This window comes from Pseudomonas sp. UBA5666, from assembly GCF_002420785.1.
Taxonomy (GTDB): Bacteria; Pseudomonadota; Gammaproteobacteria; order Pseudomonadales; family Pseudomonadaceae; genus Aquipseudomonas; species Aquipseudomonas fulva.
In genome coordinates, this window is the sequence record NZ_DIIQ01000004.1 from 62,684 (window position 1) to 79,959 (window position 17,276).

At 61.3% G+C, this 17,276-nt stretch carries 13 protein-coding genes and 5 tRNA genes; 13 read left to right on the forward strand and 5 right to left on the reverse strand.

Annotation, left to right across the window (positions count from 1 at the left end):
• Positions 1-205: 205 nt before the first annotated feature.
• The 8 genes from alaS to mgtE all read left to right on the forward strand — a co-directional run bounded on the left by alaS (position 206) and on the right by mgtE (position 7,023).
• On the forward strand, positions 206-2,830 hold the full coding sequence (gene alaS, locus B2Y33_RS03490) for an alanine--tRNA ligase (protein ID WP_125922305.1): 2,625 nt from the start codon (positions 206-208) through the stop codon (positions 2,828-2,830).
• Between the two features lie 118 nt (positions 2,831-2,948).
• Entirely contained in the window at positions 2,949-4,184 is a 1,236-nt protein-coding gene (locus B2Y33_RS03495) for an aspartate kinase (RefSeq protein WP_023533761.1), read from the forward strand.
• A 167-nt stretch (positions 4,185-4,351) separates the two neighbouring features.
• Complete coding sequence (gene csrA / locus B2Y33_RS03500; protein WP_023533771.1) at positions 4,352-4,540, forward strand: carbon storage regulator CsrA; 189 nt, start codon at positions 4,352-4,354, stop codon at positions 4,538-4,540.
• A 72-nt stretch (positions 4,541-4,612) separates the two neighbouring features.
• Positions 4,613-4,703, forward strand: a tRNA-Ser gene (locus B2Y33_RS03505).
• A gap of 106 nt (positions 4,704-4,809) precedes the next feature.
• A tRNA-Arg gene (locus tag B2Y33_RS03510) sits at positions 4,810-4,886 on the forward strand.
• Between the two features lie 70 nt (positions 4,887-4,956).
• Positions 4,957-5,033 (forward strand) — tRNA-Arg (locus tag B2Y33_RS03515).
• A 69-nt stretch (positions 5,034-5,102) separates the two neighbouring features.
• Positions 5,103-5,179 (forward strand) — tRNA-Arg (locus tag B2Y33_RS03520).
• Between the two features lie 401 nt (positions 5,180-5,580).
• Positions 5,581-7,023, forward strand: a complete 1,443-nt coding sequence (mgtE, locus tag B2Y33_RS03525) for a magnesium transporter (protein ID WP_023533822.1) — start codon at positions 5,581-5,583, stop codon at positions 7,021-7,023.
• A 130-nt stretch (positions 7,024-7,153) separates the two neighbouring features.
• On the opposite strand, the gene B2Y33_RS03530 is transcribed toward mgtE, so the two are convergent.
• On the reverse strand, positions 7,154-7,480 hold the full coding sequence (locus B2Y33_RS03530; RefSeq protein WP_027915923.1) for an Arc family DNA-binding protein: 327 nt from the start codon (positions 7,478-7,480) through the stop codon (positions 7,154-7,156).
• A 343-nt stretch (positions 7,481-7,823) separates the two neighbouring features.
• On the opposite strand from B2Y33_RS03530, the gene phnN reads away from it, so the two are divergent.
• From phnN to B2Y33_RS03545, 3 genes are all read left to right on the forward strand, one after another.
• Positions 7,824-8,417: a phosphonate metabolism protein/1,5-bisphosphokinase (PRPP-forming) PhnN gene (gene phnN, locus B2Y33_RS03535; protein WP_206405612.1), complete on the forward strand. Its 594-nt coding sequence runs from the start codon at positions 7,824-7,826 to the stop codon at positions 8,415-8,417.
• A gap of 110 nt (positions 8,418-8,527) precedes the next feature.
• Positions 8,528-8,604 (forward strand) — tRNA-Arg (locus B2Y33_RS03540).
• 201 nt (positions 8,605-8,805) lie between these two features.
• The gene (locus B2Y33_RS03545; RefSeq protein WP_027915925.1) at positions 8,806-9,804 is read left to right on the forward strand and encodes a sensor domain-containing diguanylate cyclase; all 999 of its coding nucleotides are present in this window, start codon (positions 8,806-8,808) and stop codon (positions 9,802-9,804) included.
• A 27-nt stretch (positions 9,805-9,831) separates the two neighbouring features.
• Here B2Y33_RS03545 and lpdA read toward each other — a convergent pair whose 3' ends face one another.
• From lpdA to B2Y33_RS03565, 4 genes are read right to left on the reverse strand one after another with little or no spacing between them, the layout of a single operon-like run.
• Positions 9,832-11,211, reverse strand: a complete 1,380-nt coding sequence (gene lpdA, locus B2Y33_RS03550) for a dihydrolipoyl dehydrogenase (RefSeq protein WP_028688020.1) — start codon at positions 11,209-11,211, stop codon at positions 9,832-9,834.
• Between the two features lie 2 nt (positions 11,212-11,213).
• Entirely contained in the window at positions 11,214-12,485 is a 1,272-nt protein-coding gene (locus tag B2Y33_RS03555; RefSeq protein WP_027915927.1) for a dihydrolipoamide acetyltransferase family protein, read from the reverse strand.
• On the reverse strand, positions 12,486-13,544 hold the full coding sequence (locus B2Y33_RS03560) for an alpha-ketoacid dehydrogenase subunit beta (RefSeq protein ID WP_027915928.1): 1,059 nt from the start codon (positions 13,542-13,544) through the stop codon (positions 12,486-12,488).
• Position 13,545: 1 nt separating this feature from the next.
• Positions 13,546-14,778: a 3-methyl-2-oxobutanoate dehydrogenase (2-methylpropanoyl-transferring) subunit alpha gene (locus B2Y33_RS03565; RefSeq protein WP_027915929.1), complete on the reverse strand. Its 1,233-nt coding sequence runs from the start codon at positions 14,776-14,778 to the stop codon at positions 13,546-13,548.
• A gap of 198 nt (positions 14,779-14,976) precedes the next feature.
• Between B2Y33_RS03565 and bkdR the strand changes: the two genes are divergently transcribed.
• Positions 14,977-15,462, forward strand: a complete 486-nt coding sequence (gene bkdR, locus B2Y33_RS03570) for a Bkd operon transcriptional regulator BkdR (RefSeq protein WP_023533792.1) — start codon at positions 14,977-14,979, stop codon at positions 15,460-15,462.
• Positions 15,463-15,627: 165 nt separating this feature from the next.
• Positions 15,628-16,965 carry an MFS transporter gene (locus B2Y33_RS03575; protein ID WP_104926422.1) on the forward strand — a complete coding sequence of 446 codons (1,338 nt, stop codon included), beginning with the start codon at positions 15,628-15,630 and terminating at the stop codon, positions 16,963-16,965.
• Positions 16,966-17,276: the final 311 nt, after the last annotated feature.

Below are 17,276 nucleotides of genomic sequence, written 5' to 3' on the forward strand. Positions count from 1 at the left end.
TTCAGGAGTTGCCAGTTGGGAAGCCGGGGATTTAGCATCAGGCGTGATGAATGATTGATGCGTTTGACGCTGCCAATAGCCGATTCGGCCATTTCAATAGCACAAACTCACTGCACCAAGCCTGCAGGCCCGATATAATGCGGCCCTTTGCCGTCGTTTCGTCGACGCTTTGCCCTGATGGGCCGCCGTTTCCGTGGAAGATCCTATGAAAAGCGCAGAAATCCGTGAAGCCTTCCTTCGCTTCTTCGAAGAACAGGGGCATACCCGAGTCGCGTCCAGTTCGCTGATTCCGAACAACGACCCGACCCTGTTGTTCACCAATGCCGGCATGAACCAGTTCAAGGACTGTTTCCTCGGAGCGGAGAAGCGCGCCTATACCCGTGCTGTCAGCAGCCAGAAGTGCGTGCGCGCCGGTGGCAAGCACAATGACCTGGAAAACGTCGGTTACACCGCACGTCACCATACCTTCTTCGAAATGCTGGGCAACTTCAGCTTCGGTGATTATTTCAAGCGCGACGCCATCACCTTCGCCTGGACCTTTCTGACGTCGGAGAAGTGGCTGAACCTGCCCAAGGACAAGCTCTGGGTCACGGTCTATGCCACCGACGACGAAGCCTACGATATCTGGACCAAGGAAGTGGGCGTGCCGGCCGAGCGCATGGTCCGCATCGGCGACAACAAGGGCGCACCCTACGCGTCGGACAACTTCTGGACCATGGGCGACACAGGCCCATGCGGGCCGTGCACCGAGATCTTCTATGACCACGGCGCAGACATCTGGGGTGGCCCGCCCGGGTCGCCCGAAGAAGACGGCGACCGTTACATCGAGATCTGGAACAACGTGTTCATGCAGTTCAACCGTACCGCCGACGGCGTGCTGCACCCGCTGCCGGCGCCGTCGGTCGATACCGGCATGGGCCTGGAGCGCATCAGCGCCGTGCTGCAGCACGTGCATTCGAACTACGAGATCGACCTGTTCCAGAACCTGCTGTCAGCGGCGGCCACGGCCATCGGTTGCACCAACGAGGGGCAGGCCTCGCTGAAAGTGGTGGCCGACCACATCCGCTCCTGCGGCTTCCTGATTGCCGACGGCGTGTTGCCTTCGAACGAAGGCCGTGGCTATGTGCTGCGCCGCATCATCCGTCGTGCTTGCCGTCACGGCAACAAGCTGGGCGCCAAGGGCAGCTTCTTCTACCAGATCGTCGCCGCGCTGGTCGCCGAGATGGGTGAAGCGTTCCCTGAGCTGGGTAGCCAGCAGGCGCACATCGAACGTGTGCTCAAGGCCGAAGAAGAACAGTTCGCCAAGACACTTGAGCAGGGTCTGCGGATTCTCGAGCAGGACCTGGCCCAGTTGCAGGGCAGCGTGGTGCCGGGCGATGTGGTGTTCAAGCTCTATGACACCTACGGCTTCCCCATGGACCTCACTGCCGACATCGCCCGTGAGCGCGAGCTCACCATCGACGAGGCCGGTTTCGAGCGTGAAATGGAAGCCCAGCGCGAACGTGCACGCTCTGCCAGCGCGTTCGGCATGGACTACAACAGCCTGGTCAAGGTCGACAGTGCGACCGAGTTCCTGGGTTATGAGGCCACCGAAGCCTCAGCCAAGATCATCGCGCTGTACCACGATGGCCAGCCTGTGGACCAACTGGGCGAAGGCCAGGAAGGTGTGATCGTGCTCGATCGCACCCCGTTCTACGCCGAGTCCGGTGGCCAGGTGGGCGACTCCGGTTACATCCAGGCAGGTTCGGCGCGCTTTGACGTGCGGGACACCACCAAGACCGGTGGCGCCTTCCTGCATCACGGTGTGGTCGCCACCGGTGCGCTGGTCGTAGGCTCTCCGGTACAGACCAAGGTCGATGCCGACGTGCAGCACGCCACCGCCCTGAATCACTCGGCGACCCACCTGCTGCATGAAGCCTTGCGCCAGGTGCTGGGCGAGCATGTGCAGCAGAAAGGCTCGCTGGTGGACAGCCAACGCCTGCGCTTCGACTTCAGCCACTTCGAAGCGGTGAAGCCTGAGCAACTGAAGGCGCTGGAAGACATCGTCAACCGCGAAGTGCGCCGCAACACGCCTGTGCAAACCGAGTTGACCGACATCGAGACGGCCAAAGCCAAGGGTGCCATGGCCCTGTTCGGCGAGAAATACGGCGATACGGTGCGCGTGCTGACCATGGGTGGCGACTTTTCGGTGGAGCTGTGCGGGGGCATTCATGCCAAGCGCACAGGCGACATCAGCGTCTTCAAGATCATCAGTGAAGGCGGTGTGGCGTCGGGCGTGCGTCGTATCGAGGCCGTAACCGGTGCCGCTGCGCTGGCATATTTGAACGCTGCCGAGGAGCAGGTCAAGGAAGCTGCGCAACTGGTCAAAGGTAACCGCGACAACCTGATCGACAAGCTGTCGGCTGTGCTCGAGCGCAACCGCCAGCTGGAGAAGCAGCTCGAGCAGCTGCAGGCCAAGGCCGCCAGTGCCGCCGGGGATGATCTCTCCAACGCGGCTGTGGCGGTCAAGGGTGCCAAGGTGCTTGCCGCCCGTGTAGACGGGCAGGATGGCAAGGCCTTGCTCGCCCTGGTCGATCAGCTTAAGAACAAGCTCGGCCATGCAGTGATCCTGCTGGGCAGCGAGCATGAGGGCAAGGTCGTGCTGGTGGCCGGCGTGACCAAAGACCTCTCCAGCCAACTCAAGGCTGGCGATCTGATGAAGCAAGCCGCTGCGGCAGTGGGTGGCAAGGGCGGCGGGCGTCCGGACATGGCGCAGGGTGGCGGCGTCGACGTCGCGGCCCTGGATCAGGCCCTGGCGCTTGCCGTGCCGTTCGCAGAGCAGGGACTTTGAGATGAAGGGCAGGGTGGCTTGAGCGCGATTGGCGTTCATGGCCCTGCTGGGGTGAGTTTTCCTGCCCTTCAGGTTGGATTGTTTTTTGGGGCCCTGTATGGGCTGAGGCACCATTGAAATGGCGTTGATCGTACAGAAATTTGGCGGCACCTCTGTCGGTTCCATCGAGCGGATCGAGCAGGTAGCCGACAAGGTCAAGAAGCACCGTGAGGCAGGCGACGACCTGGTGGTCGTGCTGTCTGCCATGAGCGGCGAAACCAATAGACTGATCGACCTGGCCAAGCAGATCAGCGAGCATCCGGTTCCGCGCGAACTGGATGTGATCGTGTCCACGGGCGAGCAGGTCACCATCGCGCTGTTGGCCATGGCATTGACCAAGCGCGGTGTACCTGCCGTGTCGTACACCGGCAACCAGGTGCGCATCCTCACCGACAGTGCGCACAACAAGGCGCGCATCCTGCAAATTGATGACCAGAAAATCCGCGCTGACCTCAAGGCCGGGCGCGTGGTAGTGGTGGCGGGCTTTCAGGGTGTGGATGAGCACGGCAATATCACCACCCTTGGCCGAGGTGGTTCCGACACTACGGGTGTTGCCCTGGCCGCTGCGCTCAAGGCGCAGGAATGCCAGATCTACACCGATGTCGATGGCGTCTATACCACTGACCCTCGCGTCGTGCCGCTGGCACGACGCCTGGAGAAGATCACCTTCGAAGAGATGCTGGAAATGGCCAGCCTCGGTTCCAAGGTGCTGCAGATCCGCTCGGTGGAATTCGCCGGCAAGTACAACGTCCCGCTGCGCGTGCTGCACAGCTTCAAGGAGGGTCCGGGTACCCTCATTACCATCGATGAAGAGGAATCCATGGAACAGCCGATCATTTCCGGTATCGCCTTCAACCGTGATGAAGCCAAGCTGACCATCCGCGGCGTACCGGACAATCCGGGTGTGGCGTTCAAGATTCTCGGCCCGATCAGTGCATCGAACATCGAAGTGGACATGATCGTGCAGAACGTGGCGCACGATAACACCACCGATTTCACCTTCACCGTACAGCACAACGAATACGAGAAGGCCCAGAGCGTGCTGCAGAACACCGCGCGCGAGATCGGTGCCCGCGAAGTGATCGGTGATACCAAGATCGCCAAGGTTTCCATCGTCGGTGTGGGCATGCGTTCGCACGCCGGCGTTGCAAGCCGCATGTTCGAAGCGCTGGCCAAAGAGAGCATCAACATCCAGATGATCTCCACCTCTGAGATCAAGGTATCGGTCGTGATCGAGGAGAAGTACCTGGAACTGGCGGTGCGCGCCCTGCACACCGCCTTCGAGCTCGACGCCCCGGCTCGACAGAGCGAGTAAGGCCCTGCCTGGGAGGGCGCGGCTTGCCGCGCCCTTCGCGTTTCTGCTCGTTGCGCAGGCTCCGTCCAGGCCTGTGTATTAAGCATTACAGCCCGTGTCGGCGTCCACGACTGGGCTGAAACCCCAAAAGACTGTTACCCCTGAATGTTTTGCGTAAGGAGAAAGCTATGTTGATTCTGACTCGTCGCTGTGCGGAGAGCCTGATCATTGGCGATGGCGAGATCACCGTGACGGTGCTCGGCGTCAAAGGCAACCAGGTACGTATCGGCGTCAGCGCGCCAAAAGAAGTGGCTGTTCACCGCGAGGAAATCTACCTGCGGATCAAGAACGAGAAGGACGAGGAGCCAAGCCTTTAATTCTTTTGAAGTTTTTTTCAAAAAAAGGGTTGCAGACGAGGAAGAACCTGTTTAATATTCGCCTCGTGTTGCGGTGAGGTGGCCGAGTGGCCGAAGGCGCTCCCCTGCTAAGGGAGTATACCTCATAAGGGTATCGGGGGTTCGAATCCCCCCTTCACCGCCATTATTCGCTTAGGTTGCTGTAAGTTGTAAGAACGCTAAGTAGTTGATTTTAAACGAAAAAGTTCTTGCAAAAATGTTTCAGCAACCTATAATGCGCGGCAAGACACGGACTCATAGCTCAGCTGGATAGAGTACTCGGCTACGAACCGAGCGGTCGCAGGTTCGAATCCTGCTGAGTCCGCCACTTTTGAAGTGGCTTTGTTATCAAGGCTGTTTCAAGAAACCAGTGGTAACCTGGTCTAAAACTACCAAACGGACTCATAGCTCAGCTGGATAGAGTACTCGGCTACGAACCGAGCGGTCGCAGGTTCGAATCCTGCTGAGTCCGCCACTTTCGAAGTGGTTTTGTTATCAAGGCTGCTTCAAAAACCAGTGGTAATCTGGTCTAAAACTACCAAACGGACTCATAGCTCAGCTGGATAGAGTACTCGGCTACGAACCGAGCGGTCGCAGGTTCGAATCCTGCTGAGTCCGCCATACCCAAACAGGAAGCCCGCTCATTGAGCGGGCTTTTTGTTTTTCCAGGGTTTGTACTCCCAATCGCTTATACGCCCCACGCCCTACGTTTTACATACGGCTAAGGCGCTCTGTGCCTGCATGCCAAGCCCTTGGCAGGGCGCACACCCAGCTCGCGCAATGCCATTGCACCGATGGTTTCATGCGTTGTCAGAGCAATGACGCGCAAACGATTGTTATAGCCAAAAATTTAAGCGATCTGTCAGCTTGAGCAGTGTATGATTGCGCCCGTCAGCCCCGCCGGGGCTTGTGGATTACCACCATGGACTTACCCAGTAGTTACTCCCCAAACCGTTTCGTACAGATAGATCTAATCGATTGATTCCCCCGGCGTGCTCCGCGGCTGGGAGTGGAGTTCGCCTATGACTGAAGTAGAAGTAAAGAAAGCGCAAGAAAGCCTTCAGGACCGCCTGTCCCAGGTCGTTGACCTGCTTCAGCGCCAGCGCCTGGTCGAAGATGTCACCCACCGCCAGGAGGGTGCGCACAACGACCTGGTAGAAAACCTCGTCCACCGGCAGAATCTCGTCGAGTTGCAGCGCAAGCTCGATGACCTGCACCCCGCCGATATCGCCTACATCCTCGAAGCCTTGCCCCTCGAAGACCGCCTGACTGTCTGGCAGCTGGTGCGCTCGGATCGTGACGGCGACATTCTGCTTGAAGTGTCAGACGCCGTGCGCCAGTCGTTGATCGCCGACATGGACGATCACGAGCTGCTGGCTGCCGCCAAGGAAATGGACGCCGACGAGCTGGCCGACCTGGCACCTGAGTTGCCACGGGATGTGGTCCACGAGCTGATGGAAACCCTCGATGCCCAGCAACGCGAGCGCGTACGCTCTGCGCTGAGCTATGACGAGGAACAAGTCGGCGCGCTGATGGACTTCGAGATGGTGACCATCCGTGAAGACGTCAGCTTGGAAGTGGTATTGCGTTACCTGCGCCGTCTCAAGGAATTGCCCAACCACACCGACAAGCTGTTCGTGGTCGATCACGATGGCATTCTCAAGGGTGTGTTGCCGATCAAGCGCCTGCTGGTCAACGACCCGGACAAGCAAGTGGCCGACGTGATGGCCACCGATCCTGTGTCCTTCCACCCCGATGAAGACGCCTACGACGCAGCCCAGGCCTTCGAGCGCTATGACCTGGTATCGGCACCGGTCGTGGACAAGAGCGATCGGCTCATCGGTCGTCTGACCATCGACGAAATGGTCGACCTGATTCGCGAAGAGAGTGAGAGCGAAGTGCTGAACATGGCCGGTCTGCGCGAAGAAGAGGACATCTTCGCGTCGGTTTGGCGTTCGCTGCGCAACCGTTGGGCGTGGCTGGCCGTGAACCTGATCACCGCTTTCGTCGCATCCCGGGTGATCGGCTTGTTCGAAGGGTCCATCGAGAAGCTGGTTGCCCTGGCTGCGCTGATGCCGATCGTGGCGGGCATCGGTGGCAACTCCGGCAACCAGACCATCACCATGATTGTGCGCGCCATGGCCCTTGACCAGGTATCTCCCGGTAATACCTCGCGCCTGATGCGCAAAGAGCTGGCGGTGTCCTTGATCAACGGATTGATATGGGGTGGCGTCATCGGTGCCGTGGCCTTCTGGCTCTATGGCAGCTGGTCGCTGGGCCTGGTAATGACAGCCGCGATGACCTTGAACCTGCTGCTCGCGGCCCTGATGGGCGTGTTGATACCGATGACCTTGACGCGGCTGGGGCGCGACCCCGCAATGGGGTCGAGCGTGATGATCACCGCAGTCACCGACAGCGGCGGCTTCTTTATCTTCCTGGGGCTCGCCACGGTGTTCCTGCTCTAACGGCTCGGGGCGTTACGCCTTGCGTAACGCCTGGCCTGCCTGGGTGATAGATGGCAGGTAAGCGGCTACCCCTTAAAACAAAAAAGCCAGCATCAGCTGGCTTTTTTGTGGGTGACAGCAAAGGTTTGCGTCAGGAAGCGTCGGCGGCCATTTCCACGTCATGGGCAATCAGGGCAACCAGCGCATTCTGCTGGCGATGGGAGAGCTGGCGGAAGCGTTGCAGCAGTTCGCGTTCGTGCAACGACAGTTCAGGGCTGTCCAGGCGCATGCTCAATTCCTCACCCAGGGCACCTTCCTGGATAAGGCTCTGCTCCAGGCGTGCAATGATCTCCGAGTTCATGCTGCGGTGGTGGTTGCGTGCTACCTCGGCGATGCGCTCACGCATCCCGTCTGGCAGGCGAACGACGAACTTGTCAGCAGTGCGGCTCGAATAAATAGCCTGTTTCATTGGGCGCATATAAATTGACCAGATTTTGGTTCAGGGGAAGCGGTTCTCAAATTGGCCGCGCGGGGTGGAAATACGACCGCCTTATCGCCAAAATGTTCAACCGGTTGTGCAGATGGACGCTCATCTTGCCTCAATGCTGCCGTTTCCTTGGCGTCAATTCTGTGACAAATAGTGATCTTCATAAAGGCTTTATGCCAGTACCAATTATCAGAAATGAGCACTGGTTAAAATTTTCCCATGTCCAATAGCGGCCTCACGTCAGACGTATCCCCGCGAATCCTGCAAAAAACCTGAAACCTGCGCCGAAAGTAGCGTCAAACGCACAGGTTCTTAACCAGAGAGCATAGTGGCAATGCACCATGATGCAAGCTGCGTTTCGCCGCCTAGAGGCAAGCTGATTCTGTTGATCGGACCGTCTGGCGCGGGCAAAGATTCATTGATCGACGCTGCCCGACCGCAGCTGGCGGCAGCGCGTGTCGAAATCGCCCGTCGAGTCATCACACGCTCGGCTGAGGCCAAAGGGGAGGCCGCAGTAGGCGTCGATGCCGAGCAGTTCGAACGGATGAAGCTGCAAGGCGCATTCGCCATGCATTGGCAGGCCAATGGGTTGCAGTACGGTATCCCCCGGCAGATAGACGAGTGGCTAGCGCAGGGCAGGTCGGTGCTGGTAAACGGCTCGCGCGGCCACCTGCCTCAGGCGCGTATCCGCTACCCTGACTTGCTGGCCATCCGTGTGGACGTCAGTCTCGATATCCTGCGTCAACGCCTGCAGGCCCGCGGCCGGGAGACTCAAGCCGAGATCGACCAGCGCCTGGCTCGGCATGTCAGCTTGAGTGATGCGGCCGACGATGGCGTACGAACGGTGGACAACTCGACTACGCTGTCCACGGCAGTGGAGGCCTTGCTGGGCGTGTTGCGAGAAGAGGGCGTTATCCAGGCTCACTAGGGCTGCGGAAAAGGATTACGCTCAAATGGCACTCCAACACATGACAAACGGCGACACGCTGGTTAACATGCACGCCGTCCCGCTGAGCAGCGCCTGCTGCCAGTTGTTGTGTCTCAGTAGCTCAATTGGATAGAGCATCCCCCTCCTAAGGGGAAGGTTGCAGGTTCAATTCCTGCCTGGGACGCCATTTCTCCCCAGTGCCTCCAGCACTCCGTTCTCCTGCGCCAATTGCCCGTTACAAATCTACGCCTTAAGACGTATTTCAGCCCTACGCCCGTACCCCTATGCTTGCCCCGTCAAAGGCCACCCTCACTGGGCGCGCGCCGTCTCTGTTCACCTCAGCAGCCCTTGAATTGGGGGCGCAGTTGCTGGTTGATCAGGAGTTTGCATGAACCAGCACGTCACCCCCGTGCCCACGGGCTTTACCCAAGAGCAGCTGCACACGCTCTATGACCTGATCAGCGACGGTATCTGGGACTGGGATGCCAACACGGGTTATGTCTATCGCAATCCTGGCTGGTACCTCATGCTCGGCTATGCGCCTCACTCGCAGGAAAACTCGGTACTGACCTGGGAGCGGTTGATCCACCCCGACGATTTCCAGCGTGTCATGGCCCACTTCGATGCCTATATCCATCAGCGCAACGAGCGTTACCTGGTCGAGTACCGGTGCCGCTGCGCCGACGGCAGCTACCTGTGGGTCGAGGACAGTGGGTACGTCATTGCACGCAATCCGGACGGCTCGGTGGCACGCATGCTGGGTGCCCATCGCAACATCGACAGCGGCAAGCGGCAACTGGCGCAGCTTGAGCGGCGCAACCAATCGCTGGAATGTCTGGTCGCCGAGCGCACGCGCGAATTGTCCTGGGTGAACGAGCAGCTCCAGCGCCAACTGGACGAAAACCGCGAGCTTGCCGAGCGTGATTCCCTGACGCGCATCGCCAACCGCTATCGGTTGGAGAATGTGCTCAAGCAAGAGTGCGAGCGGGCTCAGCGCTTTCGCCAGCCGCTGTCGATCATCGCCATGGACATGGATGACTTCAAGCCTATCAACGACCAATACGGCCATGCGCAGGGGGACGCCGCCTTGGTTCGCGTAGCCGAGGCATTGCGCTCACGCCAGCGCACTACCGACTTGCTGGCGCGTTGGGGGGGTGATGAATTTGTCCTGGTCCTGGCCCAGACGAGCCTGGAGCAAGCCTGCGCCTGCGCCGAACAACTGCGCGAGGTGGTAGCGCAGTTGGAGCCCATTGGCGAGTGTCGATTGACCTTGAGCTACGGCGTGGTGCAGTGGCGCGAAGACGACGACCCGCACAGTCTGCTGGCGCGCGCCGATCAGGCGCTTTACCGGGCAAAGGGCGCAGGCAAGAACGCCGTCGCCCAATGACCTGGCTGACCCAGGCTGCGGCAAGGGTCAGATGTGCAGTGCGTGGCCCAGCGCGCGCAGGGCGGCCTCCTGGACCGCCTCGCCCAGGGTTGGGTGGGCATGAATCGTGCCTGCCACATCTTCCAGCCGCGCGCCCATTTCCAATGACTGGGCAAAGGCAGTGGACAGTTCGGAGACAGCCACGCCTACCGCTTGCCAACCCAGCACGAGGTGGTTGTCGCGGCGTGCCACCACCCGCACAAACCCCGTCTTGGACTCCAGGCTCATGGCCCGCCCGTTGGCGGCAAAGGGGAATTGCGCCACGATGCAGTCCAGCCCTTGCGCCACCGCCTGATCAGGGGTCAGGCCAGCGACGACCACTTCCGGGTCGGTGAAGCACACCGCAGCGATCGCAGCCGGCTCGAAGCGACGTGGCTTGCCAGCGATGCGTTCGGCGACCATTTCGCCTTGGGCCATCGCCCGGTGCGCCAGCATCGGCTCGCCCGCCACGTCACCAATGGCCCACACGTTGCGCATGCTGGTCTGGCACTGCGCGTCGATGGCAATCGCCGCGCCATTCATGCGCAGGTCCAGGCATTCGAGGTTAAAACCCTGGGTGCGCGGGCGCCTGCCGGCCGCTACCAGTACCCTGTCGGCATCAAGGCGCAGGGGCGAGCCTTCGCTATTGCGGGCCACTAGCGTGCCTTGCTCATAGCCTTCCACCTTGTGGTCGAGGTAAACGGCGATGCCGAGCTTTTTCAGCGACTCGGCCACGGGGGCGGTGAGCTCGGCGTCGTAGGTGGGCAACACCCGTTCGCGGGCCTCCACCACACTCACCTGCGCACCCAGCTTGCGGTACGCAGTGCCCAGTTCCAAACCGATGTATCCGCCACCGACCACCACCAAATGGCGCGGCACCGTAGTGGGCGTCAGTGCCTCGGTCGATGAAATGACGGCGTCCCCCAGCGGCAGCATGGGCAGCTCAATGCTGCTCGAGCCCGTGGCCAGCAACAGGTGCTCGCAGCGGATGCGCTGGTCGTCGACCTCCACGTGCTTGCCGTCGAGCAACTTCGCCCAGCCCTGGATGACCTTGACCCCGTGCTTTTTCAGCAGGGCGGCTACACCGGTGGTCAGCCGGTCGACGATACCGTCTTTCCATGCAACGCTCTGATGAATGTCCAGCTCGGGGGAGGCTACGCGGATGCCAAGTTGGGAGCCCTCGGCAAACCGGGTGGCTTGATGGAACTGCTCGGCTACATGAATCAAGGCTTTTGACGGAATGCAACCGATGTTCAGGCACGTTCCGCCCAGCGCTTGCCCTTCGACCAGGACCGTAGGTATGCCCAGCTGGCTGGCGCGGATGGCGGCCACATAGCCGCCGGGGCCGCCGCCGATGATCAGCAGCGTGGTTTCGATGATCGGTTGCATGCTCACTCCACAAACAGGCAGGCGGGTTGTTCCAGCAGGCTTCGCACGGCCTGGATGAACAGCGCGGCGTCCATGCCATCGACCACACGGTGGTCGAACGAGCTGGACAGGTTCATCATCTTGCGCACCACGATCTGGCCGTCGATGACCACGGGCCGCTCGACCATGCGGTTGACGCCCACGATGGCCACTTCCGGGGTGTTGACCACTGGCGTGCTGACGATGCCGCCCAGTGCGCCGAGGCTGGTCAGGGTGATGGTCGAACCCGACAGTTCTTCGCGGCTGGCCTTGTTGGTGCGAGCGGCATTGGCCACACGGGCGATTTCCGCTGCATTGGCCCACAGGTTGCCTGCCTCGGCATGGCGCAGCACCGGCACCATCAGGCCGTTGTCCCCTTGGGTCGCGATGCCGACGTGCACCGCGCCATGGCGGGTGATGACCTGTGCTTCGTCATCGTACGTAGCGTTGATCTGTGGAAAATCACGCAGTGCCACGACCAGCGCACGGACCAGGAACGGCAGCAGGGTGAGCTTGCCGCGGTCTTGGCCGTGCTTGCCGTTGAGCTGCTGGCGCAGCGCTTCGAGAGCAGTGACGTCGATTTCTTCGACGTAGCTGAAGTGGGCCACGCGCCGTTTGGCGTCCTGCATGCGCTGGGCGATCTTGCGCCGCAAGCCGATTACCGGGACTTGCTCGCTGTCGGTGCGCTTGCCGTAGCCGCTTGGCGCTTGCTCACCGGTGCGTTGGGGCTGGCTGAGGAAGGCATCGAGGTCTTCATGCAGGATGCGCCCGGCAGGGCCGCTCCCATGCACATAACGCAGCTCGATGCCGGCATCCAGCGCGCGTTTGCGCACCGCGGGCGAGGCGAGGGGTTTGTCGCTGGCCTGGCGGGGCGCCAGCGGTGCGGCCGGGCGGTTGGCCGGGGGCGTCAGCGTGGCCTGCGCGGGTTGTTCCTGTGCAGCCTGCTTGGGGGCTTCGCTGGCAGGTGGTGTTTCGGCGGCCTTGGCCTGCGGGGCGTCCACATGGTTGCCGTTGCCCTCGACCTCGATGCGGATCAGCTCACTGCCAACCGACATCACTTCCCCAGGCTGGCCGCCCAGGGCCATGACCTTGCCACTGACCGGGGAGGGGATCTCCACCGTGGCCTTGTCGGTCATGACATCGGCCACGACCTGATCCTCGGCGATCAGGTCGCCCACCTTGACGAACCACTCGACCAACTCAACCTGCGCGATGCCTTCGCCAATGTCCGGCATCTTGATGACATGCGTGCCCATTCAGACCTCCATAACCTTTTTCAATGCCGCACCCACCCGCGATGGCCCTGGGAAATACGCCCACTCCTGTGCATGGGGGTAGGGCGTGTCCCAACCGGTTACGCGCTCGATGGGCGCCTCCAGGTGATGGAAGCAGTGCTCTTGCACCAGCGCGACCAGTTCGGCGCCGAACCCGCAGGTTCGCGTGGCCTCATGTACCACCACGCAGCGGCCGGTCTTCTGCACCGAGGCGACGATGGTTTCCAGGTCCAGCGGCCACAGGCTGCGCAGGTCGATCACCTCGGCATCGACGCCTGTCTCTTCGGCCGCGACCTGGGCGACATAGACCGTCGTGCCATAGGTGAGGACCGTGACGTCGTTGCCGGGCCGGGTTACCACTGCCTTGTCCAGGGGCACGGTGTAGTAACCGTCGGGCACGGCGCTTTGGGGATGCTTGGACCATGGCGTCACAGGACGGTCGTGGTGGCCATCGAAGGGGCCGTTGTACAGGCGCTTGGGCTCAAGGAAGATGACCGGGTCATCGCACTCGATCGAGGCAATGAGCAGCCCCTTGGCGTCATAGGGGTTGGACGGCATGACGGTGCGCAGGCCGCACACCTGGGTGAACATCGCTTCCGGGCTCTGGCTGTGGGTCTGGCCACCATAAATGCCCCCGCCGCATGGCATGCGCAGGGTCAGCGGCGAGATGAACTCGCCAGCAGAGCGGTAACGCAGCCGCGCCATTTCCGACACGATCTGGTCCGAGGCTGGATAGAAATAGTCGGCGAACTGAATCTCCACCACCGGCCGCAAGCCGTAGGCACCCATGCCCACCGCCGTGCCGACGATGCCGCTTTCGGAAATCGGGGCATCGAACACCCGTGATTTGCCGTACTTGTTCTGCAGGCCCTCGGTGCATCGGAAGACGCCGCCGAAGTAACCGACGTCCTGGCCATACACGACCACGTTATCGTCGCGCTCGAGCATGATGTCCATGGCCGAGCGCAGGGCCTGGATCATGGTCATGGTGGTGGTGGCCATGGCGGTTTCCGGGTTGATGCTGTTGTTGTGATCGTTCATTTCAGACCCCCAGTTCCTGACGTTGGCGACGCAGGTGGTCCGGCATTTCCTTGTACACGTCCTCGAACATCGAAGCGGCACTGGGGATGTGTCCGTTGGCAAGGGTGCCGTACTGCTCGGCTTCCTTCTGCGCGGCGATCACGGCAGCCTCGAATTCGGCCGTGGTGGCCTGGTGTTCTTCTTCGGACCAGTGGCCGATCTTGACCAGGTGCTGCTTCAGGCGAGCGATCGGATCGCCCAGCGGGAAGTGGCTCCAATCGTCCGCAGGGCGGTACTTGGACGGATCATCGGACGTGGAATGCGGGCCAGCACGGTAGGTGACCCACTCGATCAGGCTGGGGCCGAGGCCGCGGCGTGCGCGTTCGGCTGCCCAGCGCGAGGCCGCGTAGACGGCCACGAAGTCGTTGCCGTCCACGCGCAACGAGGCGATGCCACAGCCCACGCCGCGGCCGGCGAAGGTGGTGGACTCGCCGCCAGCGATGGCCTGGAACGTGGAAATCGCCCACTGGTTGTTGACCACGTTGAGGATGACTGGGGCGCGGTAGACGTGGGCGAAGGTAAGGGCGGTGTGGAAGTCCGATTCGGCGGTGGCACCATCGCCGATCCAGGCCGAGGCGATCTTGGTATCGCCCTTGATGGCCGAGGCCATGGCCCAGCCCACCGCTTGCACGAATTGGGTCGCCAGGTTGCCGCTGATGGTGAAAAAGCCAGCCTCGCGTACCGAATACATGATTGGCAACTGGCGGCCCTTGAGCGGATCACGCTCGTTGGAGAGCAGTTGGCAGATCATGTCCACCAGCGAAACGTCACGGGCGATCAGGATGCTTTGCTGGCGATAGGTCGGAAAGCACATGTCGGTGCGGTTCAGCGCCAGTGCCTGGGCACTGCCGATGGCTTCTTCGCCCAGGCTCTGCATGTAGAAGGACATCTTCTTCTGGCGCTGGGCGACGACCATGCGGCTGTCGAAGATCCGGGTCTTGAGCATGGCGCGCATGCCCTGACGCAGTACCTGCGGATCAATGTCCTCGGCCCAGGGGCCTTGGGCATTGCCCTGTTCATCCAGCACGCGCACCAGGCTGCCGGACAAGTCGGCGGTATCGGCGGCTTCTACGTCGATGGGCGGTTTACGGACCTGGCCGGCGTCATTCAGGCGCAGGTAGGAAAAATCGGTCTGGCAGCCTGGCCGGCCGGTAGGCTCGGGCACATGCAGGCGCAGGGGGGCGTACTCGTTCATGCTGTTTACGCTCGCTCGGGTATTTGTTTTTGTGAGCTTTGAAGCGGTCGCTGCTGAGTGCCGGCTCGTGACCAGCAGGTCAGCGTTAACTACATGTTAGTTGCCTCGGCGCAGAATATTTCTCTCTAGTTGATTGCCTTTGGCGAGCAGGCCAGATAAACATTTCGCATAAACACAAAAAACCGGTGATTTTGTCTCATGCGCAAACTCGATCGTACCGATATCGGCATTCTCAACAGCCTTCAGGAAAACGCCCGCATTACCAACGCCGAGCTGGCACGTTCGGTCAACCTGTCGCCTACGCCCTGTTTCAATCGGGTGCGGGCCATGGAGGAGCTGGGCGTCATTCGCCAGCAGGTCACGCTGTTGTCGCCCGAGGTGCTGGGGCTGGATGTGAATGTATTCATTCATGTGAGCCTGGAAAAACAGATAGAGCAGGCATTGCACCGCTTCGAGGAAGAGATCGCCGAACGGCCCGAGGTCATGGAGTGCTACCTGATGACTGGCGACCCGGACTACCTGCTACGTGTGCTACTGCCCAGCATTCAGGCGCTGGAGCGGTTTCTGGATTACCTGACCCGCCTGCCGGGCGTTGCCAACATTCGTTCCAGCTTCGCCCTCAAGCAGGTGCGTTACAAGACAGCCCTGCCGTTACCGGCAAACGGTATGACCTTGCGCGAATGACTGCTGTCCAAGTTCGTCGGTGCCCTGTGGCGTGGCCTGACCCGTCTATCACCTGGCCACGGACGAGGGACTATTCGATTTTGCAGCACGGGGCCTGCAACGCCTGTCGTAAGCCTTTATTCTGCACGTACCACTGCCAGCTCAACCCGGGAGCCGAAGGGATTTATGCGCACTATCTGGAAGCCGTTTCAGTCGTTGTATTTCGCTGCATTGATGATGTTGATCGGCTCGGGCCTGCTCAGTACCTACCTGGCGCTGCGCCTGGCTGCCGACAACGTCGATAGCCTGTGGGTCGGTGCCTTGATGGCGGCCAACTACTTCGGCCTTGCCGTGGGCGGCAAGGTCGGCCACCGGCTCATCGGCCGAGTAGGGCATATACGCGCCTATGCCACCTGCGCCGGGATCGTCGGCGCCGCCGTGCTTGGGCATGGCCTGACCAACTGGCTGCCGGCCTGGGTCGGGCTGCGGATGATCGTGGGCCTGGGCATGATGTGTCAGTACATGGTCATCGAAAGCTGGCTCAACGAGCAGGCGGACGTGAAGTACCGGGGCGCGGTGTTCAGTGGGTACATGATCGCGTCCTACCTGGGCTTGGTGTTGGGTCAGCTGATACTGGTGGTGCACCCTGAGCTGGGGCTTGAGCTGCTGATGCTGGTCGCGATGTGCTTCGCCCTGTGCCTGGTACCGGTGGCCATGACCCGCCGCATCCACCCTGCGCCGCTGCGTCCGGCACCCATGGAGCCGAAGTTCTTCATCAAGCGCGTACCGCAGTCGCTCAGTACCGTACTGGGTTCGGGTTTGATCGTCGGCTCGTTCTACGGCCTTGCTCCGCTGTATGCCGCCAGCCAGGGCCTGAGCACCGAGCAGATCGGTCTGTTCATGGGCTGCTGCATCTTCGCAGGGCTGGTGGTTCAGTGGCCGCTGGGCTGGTTGTCGGACCGTTACGACCGTGCGGTACTGATTCGCAGTGTCGCAGTGGGGCTGGCTGTGACCGCCGCGCCGCTGGCGATCCTGCCCGACGTGCCGCTGGAGTTGCTGTTCGCCATGGGCTTTGTGGTGTCGCTGTTGCAGTTCAGCCTGTACCCGCTGGCCGTGGCTTTTTCCAACGACCACGTGGAGAGCGAGCGCCGCGTTTCGCTGACTGCCATGTTGTTGGTGACTTACGGCGTGGGGGCGTGCATCGGCCCACTGGCTGCTGGCGTGCTGATGAAAGTGCTGGGGGTGCAGATGTTGTACGCCTTCTTCGTATTCTTTGCCCTGGTGCTGGTCTGGCGCATCCGTCCAAAAGCCGTTACTGGCCTGCACCAGGTCCAGGATGCCCCTCTGGGCCACGTCGCCATGCCCGCCGCCGGCTCGCCTCTGTCGGCAGCGCTGGACCCACGTGTGGATGAGCAGACCGTGCAGGATGTGATGCAGGCACCGGTAGCGGCCGAGGATACGGAGGAGGCCGAGAAAGACGGCGAGTCGCCGCAGGAGGAGGTGCAAGGCGATAAGCCGGTTTGAATGTGGGGGAAGTTTGGGCAGCTGCTTGAGCATGAAATCAGAGACATGCGCTGTTTTGCTGTAGCTGTAGCTGTAGCTGTAGCTGTAGCTGTTGCTGCTTCTAAGCGCGCGGTAGCCCAGGCGCCGCAGATCGCGACTTCAGGAGGCCGAGCGCAGGGCTTGCGGAGGGAGGTGACAGGCATGGATGCCTGTCAAGCGCTGGGCCCCAGGATGGGGCCTGTAGCGCGGTCCTCCCGGGAGCAAGCCCGGAGCGAGGGAACCCCGGAGCGCAGCGTAGGGGCCGGATGACAGGAGCAGGCGGTTTTTGCTTA

Coding starts and splice junctions, on each gene's coding strand:
- alaS (WP_125922305.1), top strand. CDS start 206: ATGAAAAGCGCAGAAATCCGTGAAGCCTTCCTTCGCTTCTTCGAAGAA.
- B2Y33_RS03495 (WP_023533761.1), top strand. CDS start 2,949: ATGGCGTTGATCGTACAGAAATTTGGCGGCACCTCTGTCGGTTCCATC.
- csrA (WP_023533771.1), top strand. CDS start 4,352: ATGTTGATTCTGACTCGTCGCTGTGCGGAGAGCCTGATCATTGGCGAT.
- mgtE (WP_023533822.1), top strand. CDS start 5,581: ATGACTGAAGTAGAAGTAAAGAAAGCGCAAGAAAGCCTTCAGGACCGC.
- B2Y33_RS03530 (WP_027915923.1), bottom strand. CDS start 7,480: ATGCGCCCAATGAAACAGGCTATTTATTCGAGCCGCACTGCTGACAAG.
- phnN (WP_206405612.1), top strand. CDS start 7,824: ATGCACCATGATGCAAGCTGCGTTTCGCCGCCTAGAGGCAAGCTGATT.
- B2Y33_RS03545 (WP_027915925.1), top strand. CDS start 8,806: ATGAACCAGCACGTCACCCCCGTGCCCACGGGCTTTACCCAAGAGCAG.
- lpdA (WP_028688020.1), bottom strand. CDS start 11,211: ATGCAACCGATCATCGAAACCACGCTGCTGATCATCGGCGGCGGCCCC.
- B2Y33_RS03555 (WP_027915927.1), bottom strand. CDS start 12,485: ATGGGCACGCATGTCATCAAGATGCCGGACATTGGCGAAGGCATCGCG.
- B2Y33_RS03560 (WP_027915928.1), bottom strand. CDS start 13,544: ATGAACGATCACAACAACAGCATCAACCCGGAAACCGCCATGGCCACC.
- B2Y33_RS03565 (WP_027915929.1), bottom strand. CDS start 14,778: ATGAACGAGTACGCCCCCCTGCGCCTGCATGTGCCCGAGCCTACCGGC.
- bkdR (WP_023533792.1), top strand. CDS start 14,977: ATGCGCAAACTCGATCGTACCGATATCGGCATTCTCAACAGCCTTCAG.
- B2Y33_RS03575 (WP_104926422.1), top strand. CDS start 15,628: ATGCGCACTATCTGGAAGCCGTTTCAGTCGTTGTATTTCGCTGCATTG.